Origin of the sequence: Lysinibacillus sp. NPDC096418 (genome assembly GCF_044762775.1) — a bacterium.
GTDB lineage: Bacteria > Bacillota > Bacilli > Bacillales_A > Planococcaceae > Lysinibacillus.
Genome location: NZ_JBIWEY010000009.1, coordinates 89,002 through 106,154, shown reverse-complemented (window position 1 = coordinate 106,154; position 17,153 = coordinate 89,002). Strand labels below are relative to the sequence as shown.

Below are 17,153 nucleotides of genomic sequence, written 5' to 3'. Positions count from 1 at the left end.
TAGTCATCTCACTATTTTTCAAAAGAATAAGAGCCGCTGTAAATTATATATCCGACTTTGAATTAGCAAACTTCATTAGTTGATCTGTCTTCAAGCCACATTTTCTTCTCAAAATTATTCGTGTTAATTTTCGTTTTACACACGGGAATTTTAACAGTAACTAAAACAAACTCAATTTATTCAAACTCTCAATTTCGATATACAACATATTTTTAAATAAGCGCCAGCTCAGGTCTTTAGTCCCCGTTTGTCACTTATTTATTTTTAAGTTGTATATCGATTTTGACAAAAGGCCTTTTTCATGTTTTAAAAATGCTTTACTAAATTTCTCGTCCAGTCCGTAACTACTTCCCCCACTCAATCCACAAACGCATAATCCCCATCACTCTCCAACAAATCCTTCAATACCTTTAACCCTTGTTCAAGCTCTACACTACTTTCCGGTGCAGTCACCGCCAAGCGCACCGCATTCACAGGCTTCGCATTCCCAACAACAAAACGTTCAGCCGCATACACTTGTACACCTGCTTTTGAAGCCAGCATTTCAAACTGCATCCCTGTAAACTTATCCGGCAATAGGAGCCATCTAAAAATACATTCCGCATCCCCTAGTACAAGGTAGTCACTTAAGTAATAATCGACCAGGGCGTTTTGCTCTTTGGTATAAGCTCGTTGCATTTCTAAAATTGTATGGGTGATTCCTTCTTGAATGAGCCTAGACGCCAGTTCCACCATCAATGGTGATACTGAAATATTCATATTGTAAAGCGTCTCTATAATCTTCTTTTTAAGGGCCACTGGTGTGACGATAAACGCTAATCGTAGTCCTGGTGAAATGGCTTTTGACATACTTGCGATATAGATGACATGTTCCGGTGCATAGCTAGCAATCGGGGCTACAAGATTCTCTTTTAAAAGACTATAAATAGCATCTTCAATGACAATTAGACCCGTTTGCCTTGCAACTTCTGCAATCATTTTTCTTGTTTTAACAGACATCGTATGGGTCGTTGGATTATGAAAGTCAGGAATGACATATAGACCTTTAATATGTTCATTTTTACATGCATACAAAAGCCCTTCCTTTGTGATTTCTCCGTCCTTTTGTTGAATCGCAACTAATTGAATACCTAGCATATTGGCCGCTGTTTTTATGCCTGCATAGGTGATTGGGTCAGTACCTATCCGATCTCCAGGTTGAAATAGCGCTAGCAACGAGCCGACAATGGCATTTTGCCCCCCTGCTGCCAGTAGTATCGGCTGGTCTGTTTGATAGCCTACTTTATCAAATAAACTCTTTGCCGCTTCTGTCTGCCACGCGCTCCCCTCTGGTCGCCCGTATTGAAACAACTTACTGAAGTTCGGATCGCTCAACATTTTTTTCATGTATTGCGAAATTTCTTCATTCCCATGGTTTGCTGGTAGGACTGAGCCCATTTCGATCATGAGTGTAGAATTATTTGTTGGTAGCAACATTTTATTCGTTGCCGCGTCTGAGGAAACGAATGTGCCACTACCTATAGATGCGTAAATAAGACCTTTTTGTCCGCATAATTTGAATGCGCGTGTAACTGTACTTAAATTTACATCTAAAAAGTCTGCAAGCTCTCGTTGTGGAGGAAGCTTTGTTCCCGGTGTAAGCTTTCCCTCTGCAATATCTTGCTGTAGCAGATCTGCAATTGCTATATAAAGTGGGACCGAAACATTACTTAAATCCGGCTTCCAACTCATTGGATACTCATCAAACGAATTTACTGGCATCATTCATTACCCCTTTTATGTACTTAATTTGCATACAATATTATAATTGTCTTGCATACAATCATAATATTGTATGCACACGATTACAATGATATAATTTCTAAAAAATCAGAAAACGAGGAATGGTACATTATGCAATACTCAGAAAGAATTTTAAATACCCCGTCATCATTTATCCGCAATATTTTAAAAGTGACAGATTCAAAGGACGTGATTTCTTTTGCAGGCGGACTTCCAAATCCAATCTCATTTCCAATCGATGCATTAAAAACATCTGTTGACCATGCGATTAGTGAAAATGGCAGTAAGTTATTCCAATACTCTTCTACGCAAGGCTATGCGCCGTTACGTGAATATATCGCAGCAAAATATCAACGCGTACATGGATTAGATATTCAACCAGAAGATGTATTTATCACAACGGGTTCACAACAAGCTCTAGAATTAATCGGTAAAGTGCTCATTAACAAAGGCGACGGAATTATCATGGAAGAACCAGGTTACCTAGGAGCTATTCAAGCATTCACCCTAAGCCAACCAACTTTCTACCCAGTAACACTTGAAAACGACGGACTAAACCTAGAAGAGCTAGAAAATGCACTACAACAAAAAAATGTGAAGTTCGTATATACAGTTCCAAACTTCCAAAATCCAACTGGTCTTACATACTCAAGAGAGAAGCGTGAGCAAATTTGCGAAATCATCTCTAAGTATGATGTAGCATTAATTGAGGATGATCCATATGGCGAGCTTCGCTTCCAAGGAGAACCGCTACCTTACATCGGTGCTGGTAAGTTAGAAAACAGCGTTTTACTTGGCTCATTCTCGAAAACAGTAACACCAGGTATGCGCCTAGGCTTCATCATCACGAAAAACAAAGAGCTTTTGCAACATATTGAAACAGCAAAACAAGCAACTGACTTGCACACAAACATTTTCTCTCAATATGTGATTTACGATTACTTAGCAAACAATGAATACACTGAACACGTAAATAAAATCATTGCCCTATACAAAGAACAATCAGATGCAATGCTTGCGGCAATGGACGAATTCTTCCCTGAACACGTAACTTACACTAAACCTGAAGGTGGGATGTTCATTTGGGTAACATTGAATAACGGGGTTTCTGCGCTAGAAGTGTTTGAAAAAGCAATGGAGCAAAAAGTTGCATTCGTGCCAGGTGACCCATTCTATACATCGAAAACAGGTGTTAACACAATGCGTCTAAACTACACAAATGCCACACCTGAAGTAATTCGTGAAGGTATTAAACGATTAGGCAGTATCCTATAATTCAGATTGGGCGTCTCATATTTTGTGAGATGCCTTTTTGTATGCAAAAAAAATCCGTAGCTTTACATCGCTACGGAATACTTAAAAGTATGCACTATTTTGTATAAGTTAAGATCGCGTTCTTTTTAAATCCCGCCAATACTTTTATTGCTTCCTCTTTGTTGGCATATTCAAATATACGAATATCCTTTTTCTCAAATACAGTAATAACCCACATACTGAAGACCTCCTTTTTAAATAATTAAATAGGGATAAGTATTCCTCTTTGTCTTGCAAAAACCACTTGCTCGATTCCTATTCTATGCCGATTTTTCAAAAAAGAAAGTACTATGTGAAACTCTTTACATACTCTTCACATTCAAATCGCTTTCATTGAACAATTTGTGAAAATCACCATTTCTTATGCATAAAATTCACGGCAATTTTTCTCTTAGTGTGTTGACTCTAAAATATTTACTCACTACGTTGTAATGCTCGAGCGACTTGGGCATGATGTTGAGCGACCCTGACACTTTGTTGAGCAACTCCACCACCATTTTGAGCGACCTCGACACTTTGTTGAGCGACTTCTACACCTTATTGAGCGAACTAGACCCTTTGTTGAGCGACTCCACATCCATCCTGAGTGACCGCGCACCTTTGTTGAGCGACTTCTACACCTTATTGAGCAACCTCACGTACGCGAATCGAATAACTAGACTTTGATTAGGAATTAGATACAAATGAAAAACCGTATGAGCGACTTTTCCGCGACGCCCATACGATTTTTTCATTTTGATTATTATTTGTAGTAGTAGTTTTAATAAGGTAAATAACTGTTACGAGCAAAATGCCTCTTCTTGCTTTTGAGTTAACTCAATTTCAAAGCCTAAATCTTCTAACATACGGTAGTCACTGTTCGCTTCTTGACCTTCTGTTGTTAAGTAATCCCCAACAAAAATACTATTCGCTGCATACATACCTAGTGGCTGTAGCGACCCTAGATTTACTTCACGACCACCCGATATACGAATTTCCTTCGATGGGTTGATGTAACGGAACAGCGCTAACACTTTTAAGCAATAACGAGGGTTTAGATCCTTTGTTCCCTCTAGCTTTGTACCATCAATAGCGTTTAAGAAATTGACTGGGATCGAATCTGCATCCAATTGATGGAGTGCACGCGCAATTTCAACGACATCTTCCCTTGTTTCCCTCATACCGATAATGGCACCAGAACAAGGTGAAATACCGTGTTTCTTGGCAATCTCCACTGTATTCACACGGTCTTCATACGTATGAGATGTCGTAATATACGAGTGATGACGCTCCGATGTATTTAAGTTATGATTGTAGCGATCGACCCCCGCTTCTTTCAATTGCTGTGCTTGTTCTTCCTTTAATAGGCCAAGACAAGCACACACTTTTAAACCGTATTTTTCTTTAATCTCTTCGACAGCTTCACTGACCACATTCACGTCTTTACGTGTTGGACCACGACCACTTGCTACAATGCAATATGTACCGATTTTGTTTTCAAATGCTCGTTTCGCCCCTTCTAATATTTCGTCTTTCGTAATGAAAGGATATTTTTCGATAGGCGCTGTTGATTTTGATGATTGCGAGCAATAACCGCAATCTTCTGGGCAATATCCACTCTTCGCATTCATAATCATATTCAGCTTTACTTTTTTGCCATAATAGTTTTTACGAATTGCGAAAGCACCGTCCATTAATTTTAATAGCTCATCATCATCACTATTTAAAATTGCCAATGCCTCTTCATTACTAATAATCTTTCCTGCAATAACTTCCTCTGCTAACTGTAACCAATCCATTATGCATTCTCCTTTTTCACCTGTACTAGTTTCAACGATTTTGCAGAACGAAATACTTTATAAAGACGTTCGGCTAAAAGTGCAGACGCAATTGCTAAGCAAAAATCTGCAATAATACTATTTAAAAAACCGACTAAAAATATATGAGACCAGCTCGTTTCCACGTGCAACCAGAAGTTCAACGATACATATAAATAAGGCACCGCCACTGCATAAATAATGATGAGCCCTATAATGTTTGCACCGATAAAATGTTTTTTCGTTGGCAATTCTACTTTTTCAATCATCCACCCAATGACAAGTGCAGCAAGTGCGAAGCCAATTAAATAACCAAATGTCGGCTGCAACACATATGTGATGCCCCCTCCCTGTGTAAAAACAGGCAGACCCACTAAACCAATACCGATATACACAAGTTGACTTTGAAATCCATTACGACTTCCTAGTAAGCACCCTGCTAAAAACACAAATACAATTTGCAATGTAAATGGCACTACAGGTAACGGTACTTTTATAAATGCACCAATAGCGGTTAAGGCGGCGAACATTGCAATCATAACGAGTGAAAATATCGATTGTCGTTGTAGCATAAATTATCCTTCCCTCTCTGAAAAGAATTGCTCCATCGTTTCTTTTGTCGTCTTAATCATGAAGCGCATTTCATCATCTGTAATAACGTATGGAGGCATAAAGTACAAAATATTACCAAGTGGTCGTATGAGTAAACCTTTGGCTAAAGCCCTTTTATAAATTTGGTAGCCTATACGTTCTTCACTTGGTAGTGGATCCTTCGTCTCGCGGTTCGCGACCAGCTCAATTGCGCCAACTAAACCTACTTGGCGATATTCCCCTACATACGGCAAATGACTGAAAGCCTCTGTCGCTAGCTTTCGCATTCTCTCCCCTTTGTCTTGCACGATATCGATATAGTGTTCTTCCTCGAACATCGTCAATACTTCAAGTGCCACACGACAAGCAAGAGTATTGCCTGTGTAACTATGTGAGTGTAAAAATGCTTTCATTGTTCCATAATCATCATAGAAAACGTCATATACTTTATCTGTTGTAAGCACAACAGATAGTGGTAAGTACCCACCGGTTAATCCTTTTGACAGACACATAAAATCTGGTGAAATATTTGCTTGCTCACAGGCAAACAATGTACCCGTACGTCCAAAACCTACTGCAATTTCATCTGCAATAAGATGAACCTCATATTTTGTGCACAACTCTCTTAAATGCTTCAAATAAATTGGTGGATACATTTTCATCCCTGCTGCCGCTTGAATAAGTGGCTCGATAATGACTGCTGTGATTTCCTCATGATGTACCTTAAGCTCATCCTCAACAGAGGAAATACACTGCGCTTGGCAATTCTCTGGCTTGTCATTAAAAGGGCAACGGAAGCAATCTGGGCCTTGCGCACGCAACGTATCTAGTAACAATGGCTGATACACCTCGTTGTATAGGTCCACCCCTCCTACTGACAGAGCACCAAGTGTTTCACCATGATAGGCATCAGTTAACGCAAGGAAACGTTTTTTCTTCGTCTTTCCACTTTGCATATGATACTGAAAGCTCATTTTCAGTGCGATTTCAATAGCTGATGAGCCATTATCTGCAAAAAAGACTTTATTTAGACCATCCGGTGATAAGGCAACTAATTTTTCTGCAACCTTAATAGCTGGTTCATGTGTGAAGTTCGCAAATATCGCATGTTCCAATGTAAAAGCTTGCTCGCTAAGTGCTTTACTAATGCGCGGATTAGCATGCCCAAATAAATTCACCCACCATGAGGACACAGCGTCCAAATATCGATTGTCATTTTCATCATAAAGCCAGACACCTTGTCCTTTTTTTATGACGATTGGTGGAAACTGCTCATAATCTTTCATTTGCGAGCATGGGTGCCATACATGTCGTAAATCCCTTGTTTGTAATTCAGTTAATACTTGATTCAAGTTGATACAACCTCTCAAATAATGATGTGTGTGTAATAGAATATTCGACTAGTTGCGCAATATCCTGCAGTTGTGGAATTGTCGCATAAGGTAACGTATGGTGTTGTAAAATCGTTTGAATATTGTTTTGCTCCATCTCGCTCCCTGCATCGCCATTAAACACCAAGCCAAGTACATCAACTTCACGTACTTTTAGAGCTTCTAGCGTTAACAGCGTATGATTGATTGTCCCTAGCGTTGTACGAGTGACAACAACAACCGGTAAATTACTCTGAACAATCAAATCTAGCAATGTTTCCTGCCCACTTGAATCTAAAGGTACAAAGAGCCCTCCTGCACCTTCACAAATAACAACATCATACAATTGCTGTAACGCCTTCATTTGCTTTAATAAGCGCAGCCCATCTATTTGCTGACCCTCCAGTTGTGCAGCAAAATGAGGTGATGCCGCTTCTTTGAATGAATAACCATTCAAATTTTCTTGTACTAATGGTTGCAATGAGTATTTTTCATACATCGCAGTATCATAGTAACAGGATCTTCCTTCCTCAATAACTTCGCCCGTTTGTACAGGCTTGTAAGGTGCAACACGAAGACCTTTCTCCTGTAATTGACGCATCAATAGCGTAGTGACACATGTTTTCCCAACATCGGTATCTGTTCCAACAACCCAAAAATGTTGCAATGTTAACCTCCCCCTCAACTTAAGTTAACCTAATATAACATTTAAGTTAACACATATATTTTCATTTTGTAAATGCTGTTTTCTATCTTTTTACAAAAACCCTTCATTTTTCTGCCAATAACAGCGAATTTTTCGATAATTATAAGTAAAAGTTAAATACAATTTATCAGTCACCTCGTAGCTAAAATAGTACACCTAAAATTAAAATTTCAGCCCCTTCATCTAAAATTGAGTTAATTATATTTGCATTTAGCTTCCTAATAGGAAACTGGATGGAACGATTCGGAGATATATCATGATTTATGGCTATAAACGGCCACTTTAAAATGATGAAAATGGCGATCAACAACTTAAAAAATGCAATTGCGATGTACCATAGTGGCTACTTCACGCTCATGCAAATTAAAGAACAAACTGACATTAGTAAATCTATACTTTATCGTTCCTTAAATAGCGTTGAGCACCAATAAATTGTTATCAAAAAATCACTAGCTGACTACCGTTCGACGGTAATCAGCTAGTGATTTTTATTGTATGACTCTTTCAAAAATTATTTCATAATCTGTCGGCTTACCATGTTGGTTATAGTTCACGGGAAGTACCTGTTTGAAGCGCCAACCTTGCGCAGCATACTGTTCAATCGTTTCTCTGTGCTTCGCCTCTCTAAAAATCCCACCTAAATGTGTTTGTACAAATTTATACTCATACATAGTTCCACCCCTTTCTATGCTATACGTATTAAATAATTTGAAAGTTTCAGTTCTACTCTAGAATCTACGGCATTACATGAAGCCACTTACAAAATTCCGGCCTTGTGCTACTGTCGTTTTGCTTTTTCACAGATAAATTGTCATAAGACATGACGTTTTCGCCCTCGTTCTCCTAATGCTCCTGTAGGTTCGTAAACTGTTTACAAACCCCGCGAAAATCGAGCATCCCGTAGAGGAAATCAACCTACCCTTAATAAGTAATGAAGAAAATTAGTTGAATAATGAGTCTCAAAATTTATCCATTACCATCCAACTTTTTTCAATAACGACCTTTCTATATAGGTCTTTTTCCTTTTTCTGTAGAATATAATATTATAGGGGGTGTATGGATGTTAAGGTTATTTAAGGAAGATGAGAAAATTATCGATACATATGAGCAAGTAGGTTTTATTTTAAAATCTCTACTCACATATGAATTAAAAGATTTACCTGTACGCTATGAATTTTGGTATCGGCTAGCCATTCGACAAGAGGAATATCGAACATTACAAACTGAGCATCGTGCGAAAATATCGATGTATTCCGCGGTTGGTCGCTTTCACCAAACACAATATGAGGCAACTAAGCAAAGGGGTGCTAGGCTTGCACGACTTGCAGATATCTACAAAGGCTTTTGTATTGAAGTGGATCGTGACATTTTAAACCATCGTCTTTCCTTTTACAAAGAAGAAATTACAACACTATTTGAACATATCCACCACAAGGAACTTTATAGTTACTGCGACCAAGTACAACAACAGTTTTGGGAAGCAGTAACGGAAGACATTCTAAATATAATTGCCCACCTAGACTAACTAGGTGGGCAATTATATTTAAGTAGGTTTAACAAGTATGATAAAAGAAAACAAACATAAAAATACTTGTTCGACTTATGAAATATCATGGCACTTTTATAGGGCGTCGTTCTTATACTGGTTGCCTTCATATGTATTTTGTACACTCTGCTTCCTAGTAAAAAATAACGAATTTCTCTTGAGCCCCCATTCACTTTTTTCACAATTTTTAGTATATTGTTAAAGAGCGAAAAAGGAGGTTAGCAGAAATGGCTAACGAAAAAATATTAATTGTAGAAGACGACATTGATATTATGGAAGTTCTATCTTTCTCCATTAGCAGTGCAGGCTTTACAGTAATAAAAGCAACCACTATTTCTGAAGGCTGGAATAATTGCCAAAAGCACCAACCTGATTTAATTTTACTTGATGTAAATCTGCCAGATGGCAATGGTTTTGAGCTAGCTAAGAAAATACGTACAATTTCGGATGCTATACTCATTTTTGTAACGGTAAATAGTCTAATTGATCATAAATTGGAAGGCTTCGATGTTGGCGCTGATGACTATATCACAAAGCCGTTTATTCCAAAAGAATTAATAGCGCGTATTCAAGCACATATGAAAAGAAGAACTCCTCCTCAAAAAGAAAACATCCTACATATTGATAACTTAACAATCAACTTTGACACAAAGAATATCTATAAAGATGGTGCATTACTTAACTTATTTACAAAAGAAAAACAGTTATTATTTTATTTAGTTGAGAATGCCAATAATGTATTAAGTATAGAGCAGCTTATAAATCATGTTTGGGGCTATGACGGTGTAGCGGATTCTAAAACTATTTCTGTTCATATTAGTACGTTACGACGTAAAATCGAAAACACCCCCTCGAAACCTCTGCGAATTCAAACTGTTCGAGGTTTTGGTTATACATTTGTATATGATTAATAAAAGTGTCTAGTTCAAAATAAACTAGACACTTTTCGTTGTCGCCTTTTTAATTTACGATTTCTCCTTCAATTATTCGAGCAGTAACTGGTAAGACAAAACTAAACCTAGAACCTTTATGTTCAATACTTTCTACGAAAATTTCGCCATGATGATGTGCGATAATTTTTTTGCAAATAGACAGGCCAATACCATTCGAATTGACATTGCTCGAATTCGATGCACGATAATAATTGTCAAAAATAAAAGCAATATCTTTTTCTGGGATCCCAATACCACTATCTTCGATTGAACAAATTAAACTCTCTTCCTCCACAAACATCGAGAATTGAATACCACCACTTTTTGTATATTTAATAGCATTTACTATTAAATTCGTAATAACCTGTTTAATTCGCTGTACATCAATTAATACATAAGCTTCTCTATCTCCATAAAGATTCGCGCTATAGTTCAAACCAGCATTATTTATTTCATTTTCATACTGATGCTCAAATAGCGCGTAAAATTCAGCTACCTTTACTTTGGTAAAAGTATACTCCGCTCTACCCGCTTCTAAATTGGCTAAATCAAATAAGTCCCCTATTAATAGATTTAACGATAAAAGACGTTCTTTACTTCGCACTAAGTATTTTTCTCTTTGTTTTTCGTCAGTCACAATACCTTCTAATATTAGCTCAATGTACCCCAATGTAGATGTGATAGGCGAGCGTAATTCATGTGAGATACTATGCATTAAATTTTTTCGCTCAAGCTCATTTTTTTCTAAACGGTCATTAGCATTTTTTAAATGTTTATTCATCTCATCCAATTCTTTTGTACGTTCTTTTACACGTTTTTCCAAGTCCTCGTAGATTTGAGCATTCTCAATCGAGACAGCTATTTGGCCTGATATCATTTTCAGCAAATCTACCTGCGTGGAACTAAAGGCATCTGTCATCACAGTATTTTCTAAAAGTAAAAGCGCGATGATTTCACCTTTATGATGAATCGGTAAGCAAAGAATAGATTTTGCCGTTGGTGGAAACCTTTTAAGCTTATTATGATTTTGAGCGTTCTGTATAATAATAAACTCTTCACTCTGTAAAACATAACGTACCACAGCCTGTATACTTTCATTCAAAAGATTGATGGACTGATCTTCAAACATCGTAAAGTTTGCTGCACTCGCTTCTGCTCTTGCGACAACAAGCAAATCATCTTTAACGTTTCTGATAAAATAGCCAATATCTGCGCCTGCATGTTTTAATAAGGCAAACAGCATTTTTCGTAATAAGTCTTCCATACGAATTTCTTTTGCAAGTGACTGTGTTGTCTTAAAAACTGTCAGCATATCAAATGATAATGGTAACTCGTTTTGAGACTGCACACGCAGCGTAAGGTCTACCTCATAGACTGTCTCCCAAAGTTGTGCAACTGTCTCCGCTCCCCATTGCCTCATGTTTTGGATACCACGTATAATATATGCTTGTGCCATTTCTTGATTTTGGTGGGACACATAGTAATTTGCCGCTCGTTCACAAGCAATTGCCTCGTCTTGCACAAAATGATGCATTTTAGCTAATTGAATCGCACGATCATAAAAGAGAACAGCTTCACCCTCAAGCCTTTTCATACGACAATTTTCTGCTTGTAATAACACATATAAATGTTCATAATTTTGAGGTGCAAATTTAGACCACTTTTTAAATTTACCGATACTCTGTTTAATTTCACGGTGATACATTCTTTTTTCCTCATGTGAACATGTCCGCTCATGGATACTATGAAATTGCCATAATGCACGGTAAAAATAATATGACGGTGATAACAACAATGTATAGCTATCTTTCACAGGTTGTTTTAATGCCTGTATGTAGACGAACCCTTGCTTTTCATTGCGCAAGTAAAAAGACATTTGCAAACGTATAGCATGATGCATAATTGGAATAGCTGGCATATCTTTTATTGATATTGGATAGTCCCAATTGATAGCTGTGTTAGAATGACTAAGTACATCCAACCATAATTTCATTTCTTGCAAAAAGTCGGCAGACAAAGGTTTTTCATTTGCGGAAAACTCCTGTTGCTGACGCCTTATTTCTGTACTAATATCCCGAATTGAATCTCCACGCACCAGTTGTATTGCACAAATAAAACAAGAACTAGCAGATACTAAATAATGCCGTCCGATATCTTGAAAATTATGCTGGGCCTTTGTGATATAGTGAATATTTTTATCATAAGAATTTGTCCAATGATTAATAAGCACGCCATATACAAAATAAATATGACCTTGTATAAACATATTACTATGATTATCTGCGATGGTAATCGCTAGTTTTGCAAATTTAGAAGCGTTTTTCGTATCACCAAATCCTACATCTAGTAATAATGCATAATTAATAAACACCATGCCACTCGACGATGAAGAACCATATTTTAATAGAAGACGCATACCTCTTATTAATAACATGCCTGTTAAATTTGCATTTAGATTATACGTATTACCTGTTATATTAATAATCATTTGAATTAATAAGTCGATTTCTTTATTTTTAATTGGCGGTAAGTTTAATAATTTGTGAGTAGACTTGTTTTGCAGAGCGATTTTTAACAATAAAAACTCTTTGGCCACTTGTAACTTTGTCGGTTCTTCTGGAATATTCATCTTCCCTACACGTAAAGCCTCAAAGCCTGCTTCCACACCGATAATTTCGTTGTCTGATTCGACGTATAGCACTGCTTTCAAATTATAAATTGTTAACAACTCTAATACCGTTGAAGAATAATTAAGGGCCTCTTTTAAATGCATCTCAGATATTTCATAGTTCCCCATTAAGTATTCACATTCACCTAGATGTGCATATATTTCTACCGATTGCTCTCGTAAGTCTTGCCAATGATTCTCAGGTAATAATTCAGCACTTGTTGTCAAAAAAAACAACGCATTTTCAAATAATCCTGCTTTTTTAGCATTAAGACCTAGTGTAAAGTTCCACATCGCTAAATTTCGCTTTTCTTGATCACTAAGTAAATGCTTACAGTAATTAAAATGTTTCACTGCTTCATTTAATTGCTGACTTTCTTCAATATCTTGCTTATTTTCTGTGAATATATTACCAATGCTATAATGTATTTGTGCTCGTTCTTCGTTTGTTAAGCTATAGTAAGCTACTTGCTGAATACGGTCATGTACAAATTTAAATTTCAAGGAATAAGCAGATAAGATTCCTTCAAGTTCAAAAATACTTGCCCATTTAAAATGAGCATCTAATGCTACAATGAATCCTTGCTCTACGAGGATTTCAATTTTTTGTAATAACTCTTTCGAATTAATTGAAAACAGCTTTTTTAACGTACTAAACTCAAAATATGTACCGATGCAGGCCATAATTTGCAAAACGCTACGTGTATCTTCTGCTAAAAACTCCATCCTATTTTCAATAAATAACAACAACTCATTATTTAAAAAATTTTGATTTATTTTTTCTAAGTGAAGCTGCCATCGCTTCTCTTGTTGATCAAAGTAAATAATACGATCTCGTTGAAAAGCTAGAAATGCTTCTTTTACAAATAAAGGGTTACCCTCCGTAATAATATGAAGTTGCTTCGCTAATAGCGAAATTGTTTGCGCTTTAGCATTAAGTGATTCTTCAAGCCACATCCTTACCTCATCTTCAGATAATGATTGAAGTGTAATCGTTTTATAGTTTGGAAAATGATTTTGCCAATTCATAAATTCATTGAAATCGGTTATTTTTTCTGGTCTATAGGTTGCCAATAACAAAAAATAGCCTGAACGATGCTGCTCATAAATTTGTTTAAACATCTCAATGGAACTATTGTCTGCCCAATGTAAATCATCGACGAACCAAACAACCGGCCTTTTCTCCAAGGAAAACGTTAGCAATACCTTCTGAATAGAGGAGAAGATATATGCATTGAGCTCCTTTGTGTTTTCTTGCTCATCGGACTGCCCAATGCTACTTTCATCTATAAACCATTTTAGTTCCGGTATTAGCGACATCAGCTGATTTTTATAAACGAGCTTTACCTCGCTAAACAAGTTCCGCCATAGACTAACGGATTTTTCCCCTTCTGCATATACCAGTTTAAGCAAATTTCTTAATGGTTGAATCATAGGAGCAAAAGTTGTCTCTTGTTGTAGTTGTTCATATTTACTTTCAACAAAATAGCCTTTTGAAGTCACAATCTCATGCTTCAACTCATGGACAAAGGCTGTTTTCCCATACCCAGAGCTCCCAGCGATAAGCACAATTTTTTTATCACCGTTTTCAATCTGCCAGTATGTATGTTGAAGCTCTGACAGCTGACTCTCCCTCCCGAAAAGCTTTGTCGTGAGACCCATGTTTAAATTGACATCATGCAAACCTAACATAAAGTCTTCGAGTGGTTCTCCATTTTCAAATCCTTGCTGAATTTTTAGCAAGTCTTCTTTTAGCCCAAAGGCACTTTGATAGCGTTTTTCAGGATCCTTTTCCAAGAGTTTTTCTATTACTTTTGCAACAACTGGCGATAACTCAGCATTCATTGTTGTTAGTGAGTTCGGCTTTTTTGTAATAATTTCATAAACTAAATCAACAGAATCCTTCGCTTGAAACGGTTGCTGTCCGCTGAGTAGCTCATAAAAAATAACCCCCATTGCATAAAGATCTGAACGATGATCAATCTCTCGATTCAATCGTCCTGTCTGCTCTGGCGAAAAATACGGTAGATACTCCTTCTGTTCATGTGGATTATCGGTTGCTATAACCAAATCCAAATCATATTTAAAACTACTTTCTGAACTAAGTAGCTTTAGTTGAAACGAAATTGGATTTACTAAAATGTGTTGCGGATTTAAATTTTGAAAAAGTATACTTTTCTGCTGTAAGTCGATGCAGGCATTGGCTAATTCAACAGCAATTTTTAAAAAATGATGGATAGAAAGATTACTTTCCATCAAACTTTTTAAACTTATACCATTAAAATCTTCAAAAAGAATGGCAAATTGTTTGTCAACGTATTCAAGGGCAATTGGTTTTAATATCCAAGGGTTTTGTTCCTTTTCAAACAAAGAAAATTCATATTGCAACTTTGCTCGTTTCTCCGCTGAACTTATATGAAGGCACTTGACAAGAAGCATACTGTCAAACTCCCTAATATACTTTCTCTGCAAAGTCCAATCAGTTGTTGTTTGTAAAATAATATTTTGACTAACCATCCCCTACACCTCCCTATACTTCGATTATCGTCAAACTAATAACTTCTTCACTGCTTTATACTCTTTTAATTTTAACTCCATATCTACATCTCTATAATCTTCCCCAATGAAACTAAAGATGAAATTTTCTAATTGATGTTCACCCATAAAATATAAATTCAATTTACGATCCTGACATTGTATGGGCGCATACTCTTTACTAATCATACAAACAGCAGATGCATCACAAAAATTCATAATTTTTTGTAGATCATGTTCATTTGTTCCTACATCTAATAAAAATGGATACATACCTTTTGTTTGAAAAACACCTTCTAGTAATTGTATTGGTATAGAAGTTCTTGACTCTCTTTTAACTAATAGGATGATGACATCCTTATTTTTATTTTCTTTCCGTAATTGAAATACGGTATTGCTGAGTAATGATTTTAATTTCCCCCGTACTTCCCTTAAGCGAATACCATCTAACATCTCGCCTTCTTCCATAATATTGAATATTTTAACAATAGGGATATAGATCTTTGTAAAGCACTCAAACGGCCCATTTTGTTCTTTCAGTTTGAGATAATACTTTTCCATCTTTTCAACATCCCCACTGATTAAATATTCCGAAAATTTACGGAATAATTGGTCTGATGTTTCAACATAAAGTGATAGCATTTTATGAATGGTCAGCTGAAAGTTTACAGGTAAGATAAATGATTCAGTTGCATCGAGTCTTTTAATGGTAGGCAACAACGGGTACATATTATTTACGTTTTCAATAATTGCATGAGAGCCGTCAGATAATAGTACTATAGCATTTTCTGGATAAATACCAATAAAATCTACGAATCTTGCCAACAACTTTTCATCCAATATATGTTTTTCTTTATACATAGTAGCAATGGCATCTGCCGCCCCTATTTCTGCTTTATATGGCCTTTTTAGTGTAATCGCAGAGTATATATCGATTAATTGCAAAATTAATACTTCTCGGGGGAGTACCGCTGCTGTCAACCCCTCTGGATAGCCCGACCCATCTATTCGTTCATGGTGTAACCTAGCTAAGTATGCGACCGTCTCCAACCTTACGTCACATAATATCTCATATCCATCTTGTGTATGTTCCTTCATCTTATCAAATTCTTTGTTCGATAGCCTACCTTCTTTTTTTAATATATTACTAGGCGTTTTTAATTTACCTATATCGTGAAATAAAAAACCAATTGCATATTGCTCTAAATTCTGAACACCTTCCTTCTTGGCAAAGAGCGTACATAGCGTAAACACATCAATTGCATGCATATAGGAATAAATATCATGTCCTTCTAAAGCAATCAACATTTCTCGAAAGCGAATATTTTTCATATATTTATTAAATAAATCCCGTAGGTACAGTATATCTTCCGTATCTTTTAATGCATGCCCATAGCGAATTTCAGTACTTAATTGTGCTAAAGCTTCTAAATAATTTGGAGTACATTTTGTATCTTCAATTGGAACATTACTTTCCAATTCGACTATTTTTTCAGGAACAACTAAATCTTCTGTTTGAGATGGCTCTATTTCATCAAATTGAATATATACAAATTGAATATCTCTATTTTTTAACAGTGAAATAATTCTAGCATTTAATGCATTTCCTTTTTTCATTAACATTCGATTTTCAATAAACAAATCCTCGCCTAGTACAAACCCCTCCTGCAAATCAGCGATTCTTATTTTTTTGACCTTCAAGAAAAACACTCCTTCTGTTTTAGTTCATACCTTAATATACAGACGCAAGGTTAAAATTAGGTTAAATTATCTAATTTTTTATTTCATTCTCGAATGTTATATATAGAGATAACAATGAGCTAATTTCAAAATAGTTATTTCCGATTTATCTAGCAGTGTGGAAATATTAGTAACTTTTTTTGCTCATTTAAAGTAAATATTATTAATTTCTT

The 17,153-nt window shown here is 36.3% G+C and carries 13 protein-coding genes; 4 read left to right on the top strand and 9 right to left on the bottom strand.

Features of this window, described 5'->3' with window-relative positions; translation table 11 throughout:
• Positions 1-357: 357 nt before the first annotated feature.
• The gene (locus ACIQZG_RS10190; protein WP_402755087.1) at positions 358-1,761 is read right to left on the bottom strand and encodes an aminotransferase-like domain-containing protein; all 1,404 of its coding nucleotides are present in this window, start codon (positions 1,759-1,761) and stop codon (positions 358-360) included.
• A 132-nt stretch (positions 1,762-1,893) separates the two neighbouring features.
• On the opposite strand from ACIQZG_RS10190, the gene ACIQZG_RS10185 reads away from it, so the two are divergent.
• On the top strand, positions 1,894-3,057 hold the full coding sequence (locus ACIQZG_RS10185) for an aminotransferase-like domain-containing protein (RefSeq protein WP_402755072.1): 1,164 nt from the start codon (positions 1,894-1,896) through the stop codon (positions 3,055-3,057).
• A gap of 94 nt (positions 3,058-3,151) precedes the next feature.
• Here ACIQZG_RS10185 and ACIQZG_RS10180 read toward each other — a convergent pair whose 3' ends face one another.
• The 5 genes from ACIQZG_RS10180 to bioD form a co-directional block, all read right to left on the bottom strand.
• On the bottom strand, positions 3,152-3,274 hold the full coding sequence (locus ACIQZG_RS10180) for a hypothetical protein (RefSeq protein WP_402755071.1): 123 nt from the start codon (positions 3,272-3,274) through the stop codon (positions 3,152-3,154).
• A 601-nt stretch (positions 3,275-3,875) separates the two neighbouring features.
• Positions 3,876-4,874, bottom strand: coding sequence for a biotin synthase BioB (gene bioB / locus ACIQZG_RS10175; protein ID WP_402755070.1), 999 nt, complete (start codon positions 4,872-4,874; stop codon positions 3,876-3,878).
• Positions 4,874-5,464, bottom strand: coding sequence for a biotin transporter BioY (locus ACIQZG_RS10170; RefSeq protein WP_402755069.1), 591 nt, complete (start codon positions 5,462-5,464; stop codon positions 4,874-4,876). Before ACIQZG_RS10170 ends, bioB begins: the two co-directional genes overlap by 1 nt.
• Before the next feature lie 3 nt (positions 5,465-5,467).
• Complete coding sequence (gene bioA, locus ACIQZG_RS10165) at positions 5,468-6,835, bottom strand: adenosylmethionine--8-amino-7-oxononanoate transaminase (protein WP_402755068.1); 1,368 nt, start codon at positions 6,833-6,835, stop codon at positions 5,468-5,470.
• On the bottom strand, positions 6,816-7,520 hold the full coding sequence (gene bioD / locus ACIQZG_RS10160; RefSeq protein ID WP_402755067.1) for a dethiobiotin synthase: 705 nt from the start codon (positions 7,518-7,520) through the stop codon (positions 6,816-6,818). Before bioD ends, bioA begins: the two co-directional genes overlap by 20 nt.
• A gap of 302 nt (positions 7,521-7,822) precedes the next feature.
• Between bioD and ACIQZG_RS10155 the strand changes: the two genes are divergently transcribed.
• Positions 7,823-7,990 carry a hypothetical protein gene (locus ACIQZG_RS10155; RefSeq protein ID WP_402755066.1) on the top strand — a complete coding sequence of 56 codons (168 nt, stop codon included), beginning with the start codon at positions 7,823-7,825 and terminating at the stop codon, positions 7,988-7,990.
• 57 nt (positions 7,991-8,047) lie between these two features.
• On the opposite strand, the gene ACIQZG_RS10150 is transcribed toward ACIQZG_RS10155, so the two are convergent.
• Positions 8,048-8,230: a DUF4177 domain-containing protein gene (locus ACIQZG_RS10150; RefSeq protein WP_402755065.1), complete on the bottom strand. Its 183-nt coding sequence runs from the start codon at positions 8,228-8,230 to the stop codon at positions 8,048-8,050.
• A 389-nt stretch (positions 8,231-8,619) separates the two neighbouring features.
• On the opposite strand from ACIQZG_RS10150, the gene ACIQZG_RS10145 reads away from it, so the two are divergent.
• Positions 8,620-9,084 carry a hypothetical protein gene (locus ACIQZG_RS10145; RefSeq protein ID WP_402755064.1) on the top strand — a complete coding sequence of 155 codons (465 nt, stop codon included), beginning with the start codon at positions 8,620-8,622 and terminating at the stop codon, positions 9,082-9,084.
• A gap of 248 nt (positions 9,085-9,332) precedes the next feature.
• Positions 9,333-10,016, top strand: a complete 684-nt coding sequence (locus tag ACIQZG_RS10140) for a response regulator transcription factor (RefSeq protein WP_402755063.1) — start codon at positions 9,333-9,335, stop codon at positions 10,014-10,016.
• Positions 10,017-10,065: 49 nt separating this feature from the next.
• Here the strand turns inward: ACIQZG_RS10140 and ACIQZG_RS10135 are convergent, their stop codons facing one another.
• Positions 10,066-15,222, bottom strand: coding sequence for an ATP-binding protein (locus ACIQZG_RS10135; protein WP_402755062.1), 5,157 nt, complete (start codon positions 15,220-15,222; stop codon positions 10,066-10,068).
• Positions 15,223-15,252: 30 nt separating this feature from the next.
• Positions 15,253-16,941: an HD-GYP domain-containing protein gene (locus tag ACIQZG_RS10130; RefSeq protein ID WP_402755061.1), complete on the bottom strand. Its 1,689-nt coding sequence runs from the start codon at positions 16,939-16,941 to the stop codon at positions 15,253-15,255.
• Positions 16,942-17,153: the final 212 nt, after the last annotated feature.

What these genes read in the sequence shown, in the direction of transcription:
- ACIQZG_RS10180 (WP_402755071.1), bottom strand. Translation starts at nt 3,274, where the DNA reads ATGTGGGTTATTACTGTATTTGAGAAAAAGGATATTCGTATATTTGAA.
- ACIQZG_RS10190 (WP_402755087.1), bottom strand. Translation starts at nt 1,761, where the DNA reads ATGCCAGTAAATTCGTTTGATGAGTATCCAATGAGTTGGAAGCCGGAT.
- ACIQZG_RS10150 (WP_402755065.1), bottom strand. Translation starts at nt 8,230, where the DNA reads ATGTATGAGTATAAATTTGTACAAACACATTTAGGTGGGATTTTTAGA.
- bioB (WP_402755070.1), bottom strand. Translation starts at nt 4,874, where the DNA reads ATGGATTGGTTACAGTTAGCAGAGGAAGTTATTGCAGGAAAGATTATT.
- ACIQZG_RS10145 (WP_402755064.1), top strand. Translation starts at nt 8,620, where the DNA reads ATGTTAAGGTTATTTAAGGAAGATGAGAAAATTATCGATACATATGAG.
- ACIQZG_RS10140 (WP_402755063.1), top strand. Translation starts at nt 9,333, where the DNA reads ATGGCTAACGAAAAAATATTAATTGTAGAAGACGACATTGATATTATG.
- ACIQZG_RS10155 (WP_402755066.1), top strand. Translation starts at nt 7,823, where the DNA reads ATGGCTATAAACGGCCACTTTAAAATGATGAAAATGGCGATCAACAAC.
- ACIQZG_RS10185 (WP_402755072.1), top strand. Translation starts at nt 1,894, where the DNA reads ATGCAATACTCAGAAAGAATTTTAAATACCCCGTCATCATTTATCCGC.
- ACIQZG_RS10170 (WP_402755069.1), bottom strand. Translation starts at nt 5,464, where the DNA reads ATGCTACAACGACAATCGATATTTTCACTCGTTATGATTGCAATGTTC.
- ACIQZG_RS10135 (WP_402755062.1), bottom strand. Translation starts at nt 15,222, where the DNA reads ATGGTTAGTCAAAATATTATTTTACAAACAACAACTGATTGGACTTTG.